Genomic DNA, 16,005 nt, shown 5'->3' with positions numbered 1-16,005 from the left:
GGGTGTCAGGCGCCCCGGCGCGGCCGGCCGAGCCGGACCGGGACCCCGGGGGAGTACAGGACGCTGACCGGGGCCCCGCGCGGGGCGGGCAGCCCGGCCGCCTCGATCAAATTCTCCTCGCAGACGAGCAGTTCGGCGCGGTGCAGGGGCCAGCGGGGGTGGTGGTTGGGCAGGTACGCCGTGCCGCCGAAGATCGGGTTGTGCAGCCCCCAGCGGGCCGTCAGGAAGTGCTCCAGCTCCGTCGGCCGCGCGATGCGTCCGCCCGGCCGTACGGTGAGGAGACTGCGGGCCCCGCGCGGCCCGGGCAGCCGCCGCGAGCTGGTGTACGTCACGGTGTCCGTGCCGGTCTCGACGCTCATGCGCGACCACACGTACGGCAGCCGGAAGCCCAGCCGTCCCAGGGCCGCGGGGACCAGCCGCGACGCGTCCATCGACCGGAAGACGACCCCGCGCCGCCCCTGCGCGTCCACCGAGTACAGGCGCACATTGGTCTCGGGGAACGACCCGAGATACGGCACCCCGGGCAGCCCGAGCCACCCCACCCGGTGCATCCGGAAGGCCACCAGACCGACATAGGTGAGCCCGTCGTACGTGTCGGGCACGGTTCCCTCCGGCAGCAGCCCCGCCACCACGTCCGGCTCGACCGCCCAGTGCACGAAGCAGAGATCGAGCCACTCCTGCGTGAGCAGCGGACGGCGGACGGCGTCGGGGGCGTCGGGTGTGAGAGGCGCGGGCGTGGTCACGGGGCAAGCGTGCCACGCCGCCCGGCGGCCGGCCCGGTTCCGCGTGGACAGCGGGCCCGCACAGGGGGTCGTCATGAGTTCGTTCCCGGCACCCCGCATCTGACATCTGAGCCTCGGAGCAGCTGACGTGGCGCGCATCCGGACGTCCCTCCCGGCCCGCCTCCGCCGCCTGTTAACCTGACGCGTCTTCGGGTCCGTGGTGTGCCAACGGGGGGAATCCGTGCTCAAGTCCCGGCGAGCGATGGCCTGGTGCCTCGACTTCTGTCTGGTGGTCTGTCTGGCCTCGCTCCTCGCGGTGCTCACCTTCCACCGGATCTCCGCACTCGTCACCGATGTGCCCGAGCTGGCCGCCCGGGGCGGCTGGGAGATCCTCGGCTCCAAGGGGGATGTGCTCGACGCGACCCAGGGGATGGGCGGCTCGCTCTGGAGGAAGACCGTCGGCTATGTCGAGCAGGCGTTCGCGGTGCTCGTGCTCGCCACGTTCCTCTACCAGTGGGTCACGATCACCCTCACGGGCCGGACCCTGGGCAAGGCCGTGATGGGGCTGCGCATCACGCAGCGCACACCCCGCCGTGCGGCGCTGCGGGCCGCGGCCACCACCGTCGCCGACGTGGCGCTGTACGCGCTGGCGTGCTGTCTGCTCGTCGAGGGCATGGTCGTGCTCTCCGCGCTGTGCTGGGCGGCCTCGGTCGTGGTCTTCCTGCTGAACGCCGTACCGGTACTCTCGCCCTCCCGCCGCTCCATGGCGGACCGGCTGACCGGCACGGTCGTGGAGAGCATCCGGTTCACCCGCCAGGTCGCCGCGCCTCCGGCCCCGGGGGACCTGCCCGCCTGGTGACGCACCTTCGCGGGAGGAATCGGGTGTACCGGGCGCGGACCGGAGCAGAAGAGGAGAGACACCCCACGGCGTCGCTCCTCTCCCCGTTCCGCGCCGGGGGCGGCGCCCGACGGTGGCGTACGGCCACGCCCCTTCTACGTCCCCCCGGAGCCCATCCGTGTTCAGCAAGCTCATCGGCACCCCCGCCGCGGCCCCGCCGCGCCCGGACGTCCCTTCCGAGACCGGCCCGACGAGAACCGGGCGGGTGCGCCACTGGCCCGTCGCCCTGCGCCGGACGCCCGTCTCCCTGTGGAACGACGACCTCTCGGACTGGGCCGCGGCCCTCACCTACTACGCCATCCTCGCGCTGTTGCCCGCGCTCCTGGTGACGGTGTCCGTGATCGGTCTCGCCAATCCGAACGCCACGCACGCCCTGATCGCCGACTTCACCGCCTTCGCCCCCGCCGAGTCGGGTGCGGCGCTGCGCCGGCCGCTGGAGGCGGCCACGGAGCAGCGCACCGCGGTCTGGCTGCTGGTCGCCACCGGCACCCTCAGCGCGGTCTGGTCCGCGTCCAGCTATCTGGCCGTGTTCCGGCGCGCGCTGCACGCCATGCACGGGGTCCCGGACACCCGGCCCGCCCTGCGCAAGGCGCACATCATCGTGGCGTCCGCGATCGGGCTGCTGCTGCTCCTGATGACCAGCGCCTTCGCCCTCGTGCTCTCCGGGCCGCTCGCCCGCTGGCTGGGGCACCGGGTGGGCCTGGCGCATCTGGGGGACGCGGTGTGGGAAGTGCTGAAGTGGCCGGTCCTGCTCTGCCTGGTGGCCTGTCTGATCACGGTCCTGTTCCGGACCGGACCGGCGTCGGCGCGCGGGGCGTGGCAGGCGCTGCCGGGCGGGGCGCTGGCGGCGCTGCTGTGGCTGGTCGCCTCGGCGGGCTTCGCGCTGTACGCGACGTACATCGGCTCCTACAGCCGGCTGTACGGCTCACTCGCGGGTCTCGTGGTGTTCCTGATCTGGGTCTGGTTCACCAATCTGGCCCTGCTGGCCGGGGCCCAGTTCAACGTGGAGCTGAACCGGGCCCGGCGCGACGAGAGCCGGTCGGCCTAGTCGCCCGTGGTGCCGTCGACGATCTCCCGGATGATGTCGATGTGGCCGTTGTGCCGGGAGATCTCCTCGATGAGGTGGAGGACGATCCAGCGCAGGTCGGGGTGGCGGCCGTCCCGGCGCGGCTGCTCGGCCGGGGTGTCCAGGTCGTGGGCCGCGACCAGCTCCCGGTAGCGGACGCTCTGCTCCTCGTACTCCGCGAGCACATCGGCGAGCGGCATGTCGACGGCGATCCGCATCTCGCGGTCGGGGTCCTCGTCCGTCCACGGGCCCTTGTCATCGAGGCCGAGGAAGACGACCTCGAACCAGAAGTACTCGACCCAGCGGAGGTGGTTGACGATCCCCGCGAGCGTCATCAGGGGCGAGCCGGGCAGGGGCGCCCGGACGGCGTTCTCCTGCGTCAGGCCCTCGCACTTGGCCAGCGCGGTGGCGCGGGCGTAGTCGAGGAAGGTGGTCAGCTGGGTGCGCTCGTCCCAGGCGGGAGGCGAATCGGTGCGTGTCATCGCCGCACACCCTCCCCGGTCGGACGCGGTGTTGTCCACGGCTTATGCGTCACGCGCGCGGCGCCGGGTGCCGGGGCCCGAGGAACACCACCAGGTCCGAGGTCCCCGCCGGACCGGAGACCGGACGCCAGCCGAGCCGCCGGTAGAGCCGCACCGCGGGCTCGGCGCGCAGCGAGGTCAGCAGCCAGCAACGGCCGTTCGGCGCCTCTCCGGTGACGGCCTCCAGCAGCTGCGCCGCGAGCCCCGTCCCGCGCGCGTGCGGGCTGAGCGCGACCTCGTTCACCTCGACCGCCCCGACGAGCCAGTCGGCCGTCCGCTCCGGGCCCAGGGCCTCGGCCACGACCCCGTAGCTGCGGCCGGTGGGGAAGGGGGCAGGCGTGGTCCAGGCCGTCGCGAACCCCACGACCGCGTCCGCGCCCTCCCCGCCCCCGCCGAGGGCGAGCGCGGCCGTGAACCCGGGGCGCCCGGCGTCCTCGGCCAGCCGCTCCACGTACCCCTCGGCCAGCGCCGGGTCCTCGTGCCACGGCGGACCCGCGAAGGCCTCCGCGTACGTCCGGCGCACCCCGTCCCGGTGCGCCAACACCTCGTCGCCACCCGCCTGTCGGACCCGCATGTCCACCCCGCGCCCCCCGCTCTTCCCCAACCGATCGATGGTGCGGGGGAGTCTACGAGCCGGGCGCGCGGCCCGGGCGGACGGGCCTTCGCCGCTCTTGCGGACTCTTGGGGTCCGCCCGTGGGTCCGTGGGCCCACGCCCAGGACAAGGGGGTTCCCTTAGTCTCGGAAACGACCCGCCACGGGCCGCCTGTCGCACCGCCAAAAGCGGCTGAGCAGGCATGTTCCGGCGCGCGCGGGCCTGCGCTCTCCCTGACCAGCAGAGCGGTCACCACTCATCCGGCCGGTGCCCGGGTGGAGCGGGCTGCCCGATATGTATGAGGTGACGTGTCGATGGCCGACGGATTCTTCTACTCGTACCACCTGGGCTGGAGCCGCCCCGACGCCGAGTCGCTCCTCGGTGACCTGGAGGCGGCCGGTCTGCGGGCGGATCACCCGGTCACCCGGCGCATCACCCTCATCAGCCCCGGAGCCGAGCCGTGCGGCACCCAGTCCTGGGTGACCCGGGACCAGCTGGTGCTCCTGGCCGGGCTGCAACGCCTGGACCAGGTCGACTTCCTGCTCTGGCAGCGCAGCGGCGCCGAGGTCCCGGCCCGGGTCAGACGCAACGACGACGGGACGGTGTCCCTGCACTTCGCGCTCGGCGGGCTCAGCCGCTCCGAGGAGGAGGGGGCCGTCAGGGCGATACGCGAGGCGATAGGCAGGGCCTCGCTGCTCTGCGTCGGGTTCGTGGTCGACCGGGAGGGCGCGTCGGCGGCCACCGACTGGCGGGGCTTCATCGTCAAGGGGGCCGTCTACTTCGACTGCTGGCCCGACACCCTCGCCGTCCTCCCCGAAGTGGCCGACATCCAGCCGCAGTTGTCCGGCGTGAGCTCGTTCGAGCAGTCGCCCTGGGTCGTTTACGGCAGCGACGTGCCCACCCGGTAGCCGGGCGCTCGCCCCTACTTGACCGTGATCGACGCGACGAACGCGTCCAGGTCGTCCGCGCTCAGCGCACCCTTGACCGCGTTGATCCGGACGGCGAACGGCACGTCGTGCGAGTCGACGCCCGCCACCACGACCCCCGTCATCCGGGTGCCCCTGGCCGGGGTCCGCTCCTTGCCGGACGAGGTGAACTCGTAGTCGATCCTGCGGGCCTGCCGGGCGCTCTCCTCGCCCGCCAGCTCCACGTCCGAGGTGTCCTTGCGGGTCGCGCCCAGGCCGATGCCGGCGCCCGCCGCGGCGGCCGCCTCCTGTGCGTCGTCGACGCCCTCGGCGAAGTCGAGCTGGACGGAGACCATGCCCGTGCGCAGCCCCGCCTCCTCCTTGAGCGCGACCGCCGCGTTGGCCTTGGCGCGCTCGGCGGCCGGCTGCTCCGCGTACCCCTTGTCCTTCGGATAGCCGACGGACAGGCTCCCGGTGTCCAGGGTGGCCCAGCCGTCCGGGACGGCCGCGGCGTCCTTGTCGCCGCCGCAGCCGGTGAGCAGGGCCAGGCCGAGGGCGGCGGCCGCGGCCGCGCCGAGTACCCGGGAGCGCTTCATCGTCGTCATCGCCTATCGCCTCGTGGTGGTGCGTCGTGCGCGGTGTCAGTTGGCGCAGTAGCTGTACGGAAGGTACGTGCGCCTGCCGCCCTGCGGGGCACCCAGGAACTGCGCGTCGGTCAGGGTCTCCTTCTTGTGCTCGTCGGTGACGGTCATCCCGAGACTCATGCCGAGCGAGATCTCGAAGCCGAACTCCTGGGCGTCCGTCTCGCCGTGGTACCTCATGTCGGTGGACAGGCCGTCCTGGAACATCATCTGCTCGAAGGGGTCGTTCCCGGCGGGCTTCTCCTGGAGGGAGTGGTCCCCGAACATGTAGGAGAACGGGGCGGTGTTGTCGCCCGAGCCGTCCAGCCACTGCTCGGCGACGGCCCGCTTGTCCTCGGTCGCCTTGTCCGTGTCCTTGCCGAAGACGATCGAGTTGGTCCTGATCTCGATGCCGGACTCGGTGTCGGTCTCGCTGACCCCGCCCTTGGCGCCGCGCTTGTCCTTGCCCTTCTCGCCGTTGTCGGCGCCGTCCTCGACCTTGCCGGTCGCCGACCCGCTGTTCTCGACGGTCTGCGTCATGTCGATCCGGACGATCTTGCCGGTCTTCTGGTCGCGGGTGACCGTCAGCGAGCCGGTCCTGTTCTGCTTGCCGCCGATCGAACCGGTGACGGGCCCGGCCGTGCCGGACGCCTTGGCTTCCAGCTCCAGCTTGGCGCTGTAGGTGTACGACTCGTTGCCGCTGATGTCGTCCTTGGTGATGGTCACATCGGGCGCGAACTTGGCCTTGCCGCCGAGCTTCGCGCCGAGTTCGGACTCGTCGCCGGGGCTGACCGAGAGACCGCCCTCCGCGTACACGTTGAGGCCGATGGTCGAGTAGGAGATCTTCTTGTCGCCGATCTTCTTCTCGACGTCCTCCTTCTTCTCGGCCCACTTCATGCCCGAGTACCAGCCGCCGCCGTAGCCGCCGCTGTACTTGGTGGAGGTCTCCCACATCTTCATTTCCTCGATGTCGTCCCTCATCTTCGCGGCGTCCTCCTCGCTGTTGAAGACCCAGGTGTCACCGTTGGTGATCTTGATCCCGCCGCCGACATCGACCTCCGCCTTGCCGAACTTGCCCATCTTTCCGCCGGCCTTGCCGCTCGCCCCGACGGACGCCGCGTCCGTGAACGTCATGGTGACGACCTTGTCGTTGTCGTCCACCTTGCCGTCCTTGTTCACGTCGGTCTTGGCCCGGCTGACCTCCTCCTGGAAGCCGTACTCGTTGCCCCACTCGAACCAGCCGATCTTCACCTTGGCGCCCGCGGTGTCGGAGACGCTGGAGATCTGGCACTGGTCGGGCTCGTAGTCGGCGTCGGTCTTCGGCTGCGCCTCGGAGCCGCCGCTCGCACAGCCGCCGCCCGACCCGAGGACGGAACCGATCGCGCAGCGGAACCGGGTGCTGACGGCGGGGCCGACCCCGGTGGTGATCAGCGCCCCGACCACGGCCGTGGCCAGGATGATCACCCCGAGGTACTCGGTGGCGGTGGCGCCGCCGTCGCGCCAGGAGTACGGGGAGGAGGGCGCGGTCTCCGCGTCGCCGTCCTCCATCAGCCGGTCGACGGCGATGCCCACCGCCGAGCCGGTGGCCAGGGCGACGACGGGCATCACGAAGCCCTCGATCTCGGCGACCTGCCAGGACATCGCGTAGCCGTAGCACAGGGCGCCCAGCGGGACGCCGAGCGCGGCCGCGACGTACACCGGGCGGGACTCGCGCTGCTCGTCGGGCAGCACCCGGACGGCCGCGAGCACCGTCAGCACGGTGGTCAGGACGGCGGGCACATGCAGCAGCCCGAGCCGCCAGGCGAAGGTGTCGAGCCGGTCCTCGGTGGCCAGCATCTGGACGAGTCCCCGGGAGACCAGGTATCCGGCGATGAGATAGACGACGACGCCGACGGCCCAGCTGCGGGCCAGCGGGAAGAACACCCCGCCCCCGCTCCCGCCACCCGTCCGGCCGGGACCGTGCCCCGGGGGTATGTGCCCCGTGCTTCCGTTGCCCCAGCCGCTGCCACCGCTCACGGTTCTCCCTCTCCGACGTCCGTACGCATCCCGGAACCTCGCACCGCGTCCCCCGGGTGTGGCGAGAGCGTACGGCCGGAGCAAGGGCCCTGACCCGGGCCCCCGGCCCCAATCCCGGGCCCAAGCACGGGCAGGTGGCGCGCCCGGGGTCCGCCCGCGCGCCGGGCGCGTGAGCCGGTCCGCGCGGGCTTGGGCCCCTGGGCCCAAGCCCGCGCGCGGCAAGGGTTGTTAGCGTGCCAGTCCGGGCGGTACGAGTGTCGGTGGCAGGAGCTGTGGGACATGAAGGCACGGACGGCGGCCCTGGGGGCCGTCACGGTGGCGCTCGTCGTGTCGGCCGTCGGCTGCGGCCCGTCGGACGACGCGAAGGACGGGAAGGACGCGAAGCCCGCGCCGAGCGGCGGGACGAGCCACACCGCCTCCACCGCACCGGACCCGGCCGCCTCCGGCTCCGCCGCCCCCACCAGCAGCGGCAAGGTACTCACCCGCGCCCAGCTCGCCGGAGTGGCGCTGACCACGGGGGAGGTGCGCGGCTACGACGTCACGCCCATGCAGGGCGGCGACGAGACCGGCACCGAACGCTCCGAGAGCGCCGCCTGCCGCCCGCTCGTCGCGGTGATCAACGGAGCACCCGAACCCGCCCCGGCCGCCACCGTGTTCCGGACCGTCATGGACAAGTCCGAGGAGGGCGAGGACGACCAGACCGTGGTCACCGAGATCCTCACCTCGCACCGCCAGGACGGTGCCCAGCAGCTGATGCGCGGCGTGCGGGACGCGGTCCGGGCCTGCGCGGGCGGCTTCCGTACGTCGAGTCCGGACGGCCCCTCCACGTACACCGAGGTGAAGCAGCTCGCCCTGCCCGGCGCGGGCCAGGAGAGCGTCGCCTACCAGGTCACCGGCAGTATCGAGGGGGAGAAGGTGCCGCTGGTCTTCCAGCTGGTGCGCACCGGGTCGACCGTCGTGACCTTCTACGTGGCCAACTTCCTGGAACCCACGACCCCGAAGCTCCCGGCCGAACTCGTCGCCGCCCAGGCCGCCAAGCTGCCCTGACGGCCCGGCTGCCCCGGCCGCCCGGCTCTCAGCCGCCCTCGCCGGTCTGCGCTATCCGCACCTGCACGCCGGGCCGCAGCCCCCACGCCGCCATCGCCCCGGCCTCCGCCTCGATGACGTGCCGGCCGCGCAGCCGGGGCAGCCCCAGCCGCCCCGGCTTCATCGTGTGGACCGCCACGACGTTGAACTTCCGGTCCAGATAGGCCACATCGATCGTGAACCGCATCCGGAAGGAGTGCACACTCCCGCACGGCGTGATCATCAGCGCGCCGTCGATGCCGTCCTGGCCGAGCAGCCCCCGGGCCCGGTGCCGGTAGGAGGCCGCGATCCGCAGCGGCACACGGATCTCCCCCTCGCCGTCCCGGTCCGTGATCGTCAGAGTCCCTGTTCCATTGCGCCATCGGGCCATGGCCACGACGGTAGCGCCGCCCGGCGGCCCGCGTGACCCGTATCGCCGTCAGTGGGCCCACGGGCCCAAGACCCCTGTCGGCGCGGCCCCTTAGGATCGGTGGCGTGTACGCCATGCTGATAGCGGCCGCCGCCCTCTGGGGAGCCGCGGCCGGACTGCTGGTCCCGCGCGCCGCCTACCGCTTCTCCGTCGCGCCCGACGACGCCTGGCGGGACACCTGCCCCGCCGGCCACGCCCTCACCGGGCCCGCCCGCGGCTGGCTCGGCTCCACGCGCTGTACGGCCTGCGCGGAGGCGACCGCGGTACGCACCCCCGCCGGCGGCCGGCCGGACCCCGGGACGGAGCCCGCGGCCGAGGCGGGCGGCACGGCACCGCAGCCGCCCAGCGGCCCCCGCTACGCCCCCCACCGCCTCGCCCCCGTCGTCACGGCCCTGGTCTGCGCCGCACTCGCCGCCACCACCGGTACCCGCCCCGAACTGGCCGCCTGGCTGCTGCTGGCCCCCGTCGCCGTGCTCCTCGCGACCATCGACCACCGCGTCCACCGGCTCCCCGACGGGCTCACCCTGCCGGCCGCCGGGGCCGCCGCCGTCCTCCTGGGCATCGCCGCACTGCTGCCGGAGCACGCCGGCTCCTGGCTGTCCGCCCTGCTCGGCGGGGTGGTGCTCGGGGCGTTCTACTTCCTGCTCTTCCTCATCAACCCGAACGGGATGGGCTTCGGCGACGTCAAGCTCGCCCTCTCCCTGGGCGTGGCCCTCGGCTGGTACGGCTGGGCGGTGGTGTTCGCCGGCGGCTTCGCCGGGTTCCTGTTCGGCGCGGTGTACGGGATCGCGCTGGTGGCCATGCGGCGCGCCGGGCGCAAGACGGGCATCCCGTTCGGCCCGTTCATGATCGCGGGAGCGCTGCTGGGCCTCCTGTTCGGCGGCCTGGCCGCCTGACCCGGACGCCCCCGCCGCGCCGCGATATTGCGTCGCGGCCGGGGAGCGCGGCTGCGACCATGCCGGTATGCCCGCAGCGAGCGAAGACCCCCGGAAGACGGCACCCGGCACGACCCGGCCGGACCTGCCCCACTCGTCGGAGCAGGACCGGTTCGAGGCGCTGGTCACCGAGGCCGACACCGTCTCCGTTGAGGGCTGGGACTTCTCCTGGCTCGACGGCCGCGCCACCGAGGAGCGCCCCTCCTGGGGGTACGCCCGGGCCATGGCCGAGCGGCTGGGCCGGGCGAGCGCGGCCCTGGACATCCAGACGGGCGGCGGCGAGGTCCTCGCCTCCGCGCCGAAGCTGCCGCCGCTGACCGTCGCCACCGAGTCCTGGCCGCCGAACATCGCCCGCGCCACCGCCCTGCTGCACCCGCGCGGGGCCGCGGTGGTCGCGGACGCGGACGAACCGCCGCTGCCCTTCGGCGACGAGGCGTTCGACCTGGTGGTGAGCCGGCACCCGGTGACCACCTGGTGGCAGGAGATCGCCCGGGTGCTGACCCCCGGGGGCACGTACTTCTCCCAGCAGGTCGGCCCGGCCAGCGTCTTCGAACTCGTCGAGTACTTCCTCGGACCGCAGCCGCCGGAGGTACGCGCCGGACGCGACCCGGAGCAGGCGCGCGCCGCCGCCGAGGCCGCCGGACTCGAGGTCGTCGACCTGCGGACGGAGCGGCTGCGCACCGAGTTCTTCGACATCGGCGCCGTCGTCTACTTCCTGCGCAAGGTGATCTGGATGGTGCCCGGCTTCACCGTCGAGCGGTACCGCCCCCAACTGGCCGCGCTGCACCACCGGATCGAGACCGAGGGCCCGTTCCTCGCCCACACCACCCGCTTTCTCGTCGAGGCGCGCAAACCCGGGTGAGAGCGGGCCCCCTTCGCGGGCCGAAGGATGGCACTCTGGTCGCTGAGCGCATGGGGAAGGAGCGGGGCCATGAGGGTCGGACACGACGAGGAGGGCGCGCGCGGCCCGCGCCAGGGCAACGCCGAATGGCTCAGGGGCGCCCGGATCGTCGGCGTCCTCGGCATCTTCTACCGGCCCGAGGGCCGGATGGGGGAGCCGGAGGCCGTCGCCTTCCTGCTCGGCGACGGGCAGTCGGTGGTCCTGACCTGCGCGTCCGACGGCACCCTGCACGTCGGCGCCGGCACCTGGCCGCAACTGCCCGACTGGTGTGTCCCCGCCGCTCAGTGGGAGTTCGCCACCATGGCCGCCCTTCCGCAGCCGCCCCCCGGTGGCTGGACGGTGCTGCGCACCGAGGAGCGCCGGGACGACCGGGGCGAGGTGCACGAGGCCGTGATCCGCTGCGAGGGCGGCCGCTTCGTGGTCATCGGCGGCGACACCGTGGGCATCCGCTTCACCCGGGGCCACCGCGGCGCCCCCGCGCCGACCTGACGCCGGGTGAGAGGACCCGGGGCCGGGTCACGGTTGCGCGTCGCGTCGTCATGATGCGGAAACCATCGGCCCATCGGGCCAGGCCCTGTCCCATACTCGGCCCCATGACCTCCGCGAGACACACAGCCCGGGTCCTGGCGGGCGCGGCCCTCCTGGCCCTGCTGCCGGCCCTCGCCGCCTGCGGCACGGAACACTTCTCCGGCTCCGGCTCCGGCGTGGCCACCGGCGCCCCCTCGCCGGGCGGCCCGGCCCTGTACGGGGAGGAGGGTCCCGGCGACGCCAATCCGCACTACGCCGAGAACCACGCCTTCCAGTCCACCGCCCGGCTGACCCCCGCCGACCGGACCCGGGGCGCGGCCGAGGTGAAGAAGGTGCGGCAGGGGCTCTCCGCGCTCGCCGAGGAAGGCAGGAGCACCGAGGCCGCCGTCTTCAAGGCGCTCAAGGGGCTCGGTTACGCCGACGGGACCATCACCACCGGCTCCTTCGGGGAGCACCGGACCTCGTTCACCGTCGAGATCGGCCGCCTCTGCCTGGACGGATCGCTGGACGGCGTGGTCAACGGTCTCGTCAACGCCGAGGTGCACGGCGTCTACCTGGAGGGCACCGGCTGTGTGAAGCCGCAGGGCGGCCACTGACCACCGGAATGTGCGCATCCTGTGCACGTCCTGCGGGCGAGTCCGGCGTCAAGGCGGCGCCTCGGGACGTCCGTGCAGCTGGGGGCGGCGCGAGAGGCCGGATTCCGTGCTCGCAGCGCAGTGCCGCACTCTCGGAGAGTAATTATTTCGTGGCGTGGCACGCAGCATCACTTACGAAGGGTTATGGTGGAAACCCCCCTCGGGCCGGTCCGTAACCCCCCCCCACGGACCGGCCCGTTTTTTTGTGCCCGGACGTGTCCGGGCCCGTACCGCGCGAGCGGCCGGGGGGCCTTCAGGCCCGTCCCGCCCAGATGTTGGTGCCCGCGGTGTCCACGGCGAAGGTGTCGATCTCCTTCAACTCCTCGGCCGACAGCGCCGGACCGGCCAGTGCGGCCACGTTCTCCTCCAGCTGCCCCACGCTCGACGCGCCGATCAGAGCCGACGTCATACGGCTGTCGCGCAGCACCCAGTTGAGGGCCAGCTGGGCGAGCGACTGGCCGCGCCGGCGCGCGATGTCGTTGAGCCCGTTCAGCCGGCGGACCACCTCGTCCGAGAGCAGGCCCGGGTCGAGCGACTTGCCCTGCGTGGCGCGCGAGCCCTCCGGGATGCCCTTCAGATACTTGCCGGTCAGCAGGCCCTGGGCGAGCGGCACGAAGGAGATGCAGCCCATGCCGGCCGCCTCCAGGGTGTCCAGCAGCCCGTCGTCCTCGGTCCAGCGGTTGATCATCGAGTAGGACGGCTGGTGGATCAGGGCCGGCACCCCCGTCTCGCGGAGCAGCCGGGCAGCCTCGGCGGTCTGCGCGGAGTTGTACGAGGACACCCCCACGTACAGCGCCTTGCCCTGCCGGACGGCGGAGGCCAGGGCCCCCATCGTCTCCTCCAGCGGGGTGTCCGGGTCGAAGCGGTGCGAGTAGAAGATGTCGACGTAGTCGAGCCCCATCCGCTTCAGCGAGGCGTCCAGCGACGACAGGAGGTACTTGCGCGAGCCCCACTCGCCGTACGGGCCGGGATGCATGTCGTACCCGGCCTTGGTCGAGATGACCAGCTCGTCGCGGTACGGGGCGAAGTCCTGCCGCAAGAGCTTGCCGAAGTTGAGCTCGGCGGAGCCGGGCGGCGGTCCGTAGTTGTTGGCCAGGTCGAAGTGGGTCACCCCGAGGTCGAAGGCCCGGCGCAGGATCGCGCGCTGCGCGTCGAGCGCGCGGTCGTCGCCGAAGTTGTGCCACAGGCCGAGCGAGACGGCGGGGAGCTTGAGGCCGCTGCGGCCGGTGCGCCGGTACTCCATGGAGTCGTAGCGCGTGCCGGCGGCACTGTAGGGAGAGGCGGAGGAAGAGGAATCAGTCACGTTTCTCTCCTTATCACGGACTTGTGACGGGCCGGGTTGGGCCGGTGCGGCGCCTGCGCAGTAATGTGGCGGCTTCGGGACCGCCAGGGCACGGCGGGGCGATCGCCCCCTTCCGGTGCGTCGGTCCCCAGGGGGACGACCCCGGCCCCCGGGCAGCGGGGCGGGCGGGCCCGCACGGAACCGAGAGGTGGACTCAGTGAACTTGCGCGACCTGGTGTACGGGCTCTACGCGCGCCGGGTGGAGGCCCGCCTCGATCACGCCCAGGTGCCCAAGCACATCGGCGTCATCCTCGACGGCAACCGGCGCTGGGCCAAGGCGTCCGGCGGTACGGCCGCGGAGGGGCACCAGGCCGGTGCGGACAAGATCCAGGAGCTCCTGGGCTGGTGCAGCGAGACCGATGTGGAGGTCGTCACCCTCTGGCTGCTCTCCACGGACAACTTCGACCGGCCCGCGTCCGAGCTGACCCCCCTGCTCGGGATCATCGAGAACACGGTGCGCGGCCTCGCCGCGGACGGCCGCTGGCGGGTCCACCACGTCGGCACGCTCGACCTGCTGCCCGCGCACACCCAGACGGTCCTGAAGGAGGCCGAGCAGGCCACGGTCGGGATCGACGGGATACTGGTCAATGTCGCCGTCGGCTACGGGGGCCGCCAGGAGATCGCGGACGCGGTCCGCTCGCTGCTGCTCGACCACTCCGCCAAGGGCACCTCGTTCGAGGACCTGGCCGAGATCGTCTCCACCGACCTGATCTCCGAGCACCTCTACACCCGCGGGCAGCCCGACCCGGACCTCGTGATCCGCACCAGCGGCGAGCAGCGGCTGTCCGGATTCATGCTCTGGCAGAGCGCGCACTCGGAGTATTACTTCTGCGAGGTCTTCTGGCCGGCCTTCCGCCGGGTCGACTTCCTGCGGGCCCTGCGCGACTACGCGGCACGTCACCGGCGCTACGGCGGCTGAGGCAGGCGACCGCCCGCGGGACCTTCCCCCGGAAGTGGCGGGGTCGGCATGGCTTGGCCTGTTCGAGGGCATACCCCTGACAGGTCGACGTCCGGTCATCAACCAGGCGGACGTCGTGTCCAAGTGAGCGGCATGGAGTCCGCTCGCCCGGGAGGCCCTTTGCACACGAAGGACCGTACATACAGTGCGGCTGACGCGGAGGGCCGGCGCTCGGCCCGCGCAAGGTGGCCGGAGCCCGGTCCGTCCTCTCCCTTTGGGATGCTCCGCGACGCCGTCGCACCCCAACCTCTTCCGAGGGGGTACGTCCTTCCGTGGTGACCAGCACAAAGCGCCGCATGCCCGACAGGCGCACCTATGTTCTCGACACCAGCGTCCTGCTGGCCGATCCGAACGCCATGGCCCGGTTCGACGAGCACGAAGTCGTGCTCCCGATCGTCGTGGTCACGGAACTGGAGGCCAAACGGCACCACCCGGAGCTCGGGTACTTCGCCCGGCAGGCCCTGCGCCTGCTGGACGACTTCCGCGTCCGGTACGGCCGGCTGGATGCCCCGATCCCCCTGGGGGACCTGGGCGGGACGCTGCGCGTCGAACTCAACCACTCCGATCCCGGCGTCCTTCCCGCCGGCTACCGGTTGGGGGACAACGACTCACGGATTCTCGCGGTCGCACGCAACCTCCAGGCCGAGGGGTACGACGTCACGGTCGTCTCCAAGGACCTGCCCCTGCGGATCAAGGCCTCGTCGGTCGGCCTCCTCGCCGAGGAGTACCGCGCCGAGCTCGCCATCACCGACTCCGGCTGGACGGGGATGTCCGAGCTTCCCCTCTCGGCCGAACAGGTGGATCTGCTCTTCACCGAGGAGACGCTGTACGTCCCCGAGGCGGCGGAGCTGCCCGTGCACACGGGACTGGTCCTCCAGTCCGAGCGCGGCAAGGCGCTCGGCCGGGTGACGCCCGAGGGCAATGTCCGCCTCGTCCGAGGCGACCGGGAGGCCTTCGGCATCCACGGCCGCAGCGCCGAGCAGCGCATCGCCCTGGACCTCCTCCTGGACCAGGACGTCGGCATCGTCTCGCTCGGCGGCCGGGCCGGCACCGGAAAGTCGGCGCTGGCGCTCTGCGCGGGCCTCGAAGCCGTGCTGGAGCGCGGGCAGCACAAGAAGGTGATGGTCTTCCGTCCGCTGTACGCGGTGGGCGGGCAGGAGCTCGGCTATCTCCCCGGCAGCGAGGCCGAGAAGATGAGCCCCTGGGCCCAGGCCGTCTTCGACACGCTCTCGGCGGTCTCCGGGCGCGAGGTGATCGAAGAGGTCCTGGGGCGCGGCATGCTGGAGATCCTGCCGCTCACCCATATCAGGGGCCGGTCCCTGCACGACGCCTTCGTGATCGTCGACGAGGCGCAGTCCCTGGAGCGGAACGTCCTGCTGACCGTTCTGTCCCGTATCGGCACCAATTCCCGCGTCGTGCTCACCCATGACGTGGCCCAGCGGGACAACCTGCGGGTCGGCCGGTACGACGGAGTGGTCGCCGTGGTCGAGAAGCTGAAGGGGCATCCGCTCTTCGCGCATGTGACGCTCACGCGTTCGGAGCGTTCCCGTATCGCCGCACTGGTGACCGAAATGCTGGAGGAAGGCCAGATCTGATACGAGTTGGGAGAGTTGAGCCGCCCGGCGAGCCAAGGAGCTTAGCCGGGCGGCTTCGCGTTGCGGCGCCATTTCCGCAATTCATGTGCGCCAAACGGGGTGTGAGCTTTCACACGCAACAGAGAATTGCTTCCCGGCGTCCCGTTCCGGCAGAGTCTTGCTTCCGTCAGGCCCCGCATACGGCACACCGGCACCTCCAGAGGCGCCACGCACCACACAACTCAACAACCGCCGCCCGTATGCCGCCCGCGAGTACCACGCGGCGCTCCCCCCGG

At 72.3% G+C, this 16,005-nt stretch carries 17 protein-coding genes; 10 read left to right on the top strand and 7 right to left on the bottom strand.

Going from position 1 to position 16,005, the window contains the following annotated elements; all coding sequences use genetic code 11:
- Nucleotides 1–5 precede the first annotated feature (5 nt).
- Nucleotides 6–743 carry a YqjF family protein gene (locus RLT58_RS12890; RefSeq protein WP_311310539.1) on the bottom strand — a complete coding sequence of 246 codons (738 nt, stop codon included), beginning with the start codon at nucleotides 741–743 and terminating at the stop codon, nucleotides 6–8.
- Nucleotides 744–963: 220 nt separating this feature from the next.
- Here RLT58_RS12890 and RLT58_RS12885 point away from each other — a divergent pair, with 220 nt between their 5' ends.
- Entirely contained in the window at nucleotides 964–1,581 is a 618-nt protein-coding gene (locus RLT58_RS12885; protein ID WP_311310538.1) for an RDD family protein, read from the top strand.
- Between the two features lie 157 nt (nucleotides 1,582–1,738).
- On the top strand, nucleotides 1,739–2,668 hold the full coding sequence (locus RLT58_RS12880) for a YihY/virulence factor BrkB family protein (protein ID WP_311310537.1): 930 nt from the start codon (nucleotides 1,739–1,741) through the stop codon (nucleotides 2,666–2,668).
- Here the strand turns inward: RLT58_RS12880 and RLT58_RS12875 are convergent.
- Together RLT58_RS12875 and RLT58_RS12870 are read right to left on the bottom strand one after the other, a co-directional pair.
- The gene (locus RLT58_RS12875) at nucleotides 2,665–3,168 is read right to left on the bottom strand and encodes a DinB family protein (protein ID WP_311310536.1); all 504 of its coding nucleotides are present in this window, start codon (nucleotides 3,166–3,168) and stop codon (nucleotides 2,665–2,667) included. The two genes, RLT58_RS12880 and RLT58_RS12875, sit on opposite strands and share 4 nt — an antisense overlap.
- Nucleotides 3,169–3,217: 49 nt before the next feature.
- Nucleotides 3,218–3,781: a GNAT family N-acetyltransferase gene (locus RLT58_RS12870; RefSeq protein ID WP_311310535.1), complete on the bottom strand. Its 564-nt coding sequence runs from the start codon at nucleotides 3,779–3,781 to the stop codon at nucleotides 3,218–3,220.
- A gap of 333 nt (nucleotides 3,782–4,114) precedes the next feature.
- Here RLT58_RS12870 and RLT58_RS12865 point away from each other — a divergent pair, with 333 nt between their 5' ends.
- Nucleotides 4,115–4,708: a hypothetical protein gene (locus RLT58_RS12865; RefSeq protein ID WP_311310534.1), complete on the top strand. Its 594-nt coding sequence runs from the start codon at nucleotides 4,115–4,117 to the stop codon at nucleotides 4,706–4,708.
- A gap of 14 nt (nucleotides 4,709–4,722) precedes the next feature.
- Here RLT58_RS12865 and RLT58_RS12860 read toward each other — a convergent pair whose 3' ends face one another.
- Nucleotides 4,723–5,301 carry a hypothetical protein gene (locus RLT58_RS12860; protein WP_311314502.1) on the bottom strand — a complete coding sequence of 193 codons (579 nt, stop codon included), beginning with the start codon at nucleotides 5,299–5,301 and terminating at the stop codon, nucleotides 4,723–4,725.
- A 45-nt stretch (nucleotides 5,302–5,346) separates the two neighbouring features.
- Nucleotides 5,347–7,341: a hypothetical protein gene (locus tag RLT58_RS12855; RefSeq protein ID WP_311310533.1), complete on the bottom strand. Its 1,995-nt coding sequence runs from the start codon at nucleotides 7,339–7,341 to the stop codon at nucleotides 5,347–5,349.
- A gap of 279 nt (nucleotides 7,342–7,620) precedes the next feature.
- Here RLT58_RS12855 and RLT58_RS12850 point away from each other — a divergent pair, with 279 nt between their 5' ends.
- On the top strand, nucleotides 7,621–8,388 hold the full coding sequence (locus RLT58_RS12850) for a hypothetical protein (protein WP_311310532.1): 768 nt from the start codon (nucleotides 7,621–7,623) through the stop codon (nucleotides 8,386–8,388).
- A gap of 28 nt (nucleotides 8,389–8,416) precedes the next feature.
- Here RLT58_RS12850 and RLT58_RS12845 read toward each other — a convergent pair whose 3' ends face one another.
- Nucleotides 8,417–8,797: a DUF192 domain-containing protein gene (locus RLT58_RS12845; RefSeq protein WP_311310531.1), complete on the bottom strand. Its 381-nt coding sequence runs from the start codon at nucleotides 8,795–8,797 to the stop codon at nucleotides 8,417–8,419.
- A gap of 104 nt (nucleotides 8,798–8,901) precedes the next feature.
- On the opposite strand from RLT58_RS12845, the gene RLT58_RS12840 reads away from it, so the two are divergent.
- From RLT58_RS12840 to RLT58_RS12825, 4 genes are all read left to right on the top strand, one after another.
- Entirely contained in the window at nucleotides 8,902–9,732 is an 831-nt protein-coding gene (locus tag RLT58_RS12840; RefSeq protein WP_311310530.1) for a prepilin peptidase, read from the top strand.
- Nucleotides 9,733–9,799: 67 nt separating this feature from the next.
- A complete protein-coding gene (locus RLT58_RS12835) occupies nucleotides 9,800–10,633 on the top strand; it encodes a class I SAM-dependent methyltransferase (RefSeq protein ID WP_311310529.1) in 834 nt (277 codons plus the stop codon).
- A 69-nt stretch (nucleotides 10,634–10,702) separates the two neighbouring features.
- The gene (locus tag RLT58_RS12830) at nucleotides 10,703–11,161 is read left to right on the top strand and encodes a hypothetical protein (protein WP_311310528.1); all 459 of its coding nucleotides are present in this window, start codon (nucleotides 10,703–10,705) and stop codon (nucleotides 11,159–11,161) included.
- A gap of 104 nt (nucleotides 11,162–11,265) precedes the next feature.
- On the top strand, nucleotides 11,266–11,796 hold the full coding sequence (locus RLT58_RS12825; RefSeq protein ID WP_311310527.1) for a hypothetical protein: 531 nt from the start codon (nucleotides 11,266–11,268) through the stop codon (nucleotides 11,794–11,796).
- Nucleotides 11,797–12,088: 292 nt separating this feature from the next.
- On the opposite strand, the gene mgrA is transcribed toward RLT58_RS12825, so the two are convergent.
- The gene (gene mgrA, locus RLT58_RS12820) at nucleotides 12,089–13,138 is read right to left on the bottom strand and encodes an L-glyceraldehyde 3-phosphate reductase (RefSeq protein ID WP_311310526.1); all 1,050 of its coding nucleotides are present in this window, start codon (nucleotides 13,136–13,138) and stop codon (nucleotides 12,089–12,091) included.
- A 196-nt stretch (nucleotides 13,139–13,334) separates the two neighbouring features.
- Between mgrA and RLT58_RS12815 the strand changes: the two genes are divergently transcribed.
- Both RLT58_RS12815 and RLT58_RS12810 read left to right on the top strand, forming a co-directional pair.
- On the top strand, nucleotides 13,335–14,096 hold the full coding sequence (locus RLT58_RS12815) for an isoprenyl transferase (RefSeq protein ID WP_311310525.1): 762 nt from the start codon (nucleotides 13,335–13,337) through the stop codon (nucleotides 14,094–14,096).
- A gap of 311 nt (nucleotides 14,097–14,407) precedes the next feature.
- Nucleotides 14,408–15,730, top strand: a complete 1,323-nt coding sequence (locus RLT58_RS12810) for an RNA 5'-3' helicase PhoH2 (RefSeq protein WP_311310524.1) — start codon at nucleotides 14,408–14,410, stop codon at nucleotides 15,728–15,730.
- Nucleotides 15,731–16,005: the final 275 nt, after the last annotated feature.

Origin of the sequence: Streptomyces sp. ITFR-16, from assembly GCF_031844705.1 — a bacterium.
Lineage (GTDB): Bacteria > Actinomycetota > Actinomycetes > Streptomycetales > Streptomycetaceae > Streptomyces.
This window is presented reverse-complemented; position numbering and strand designations above follow the sequence as displayed.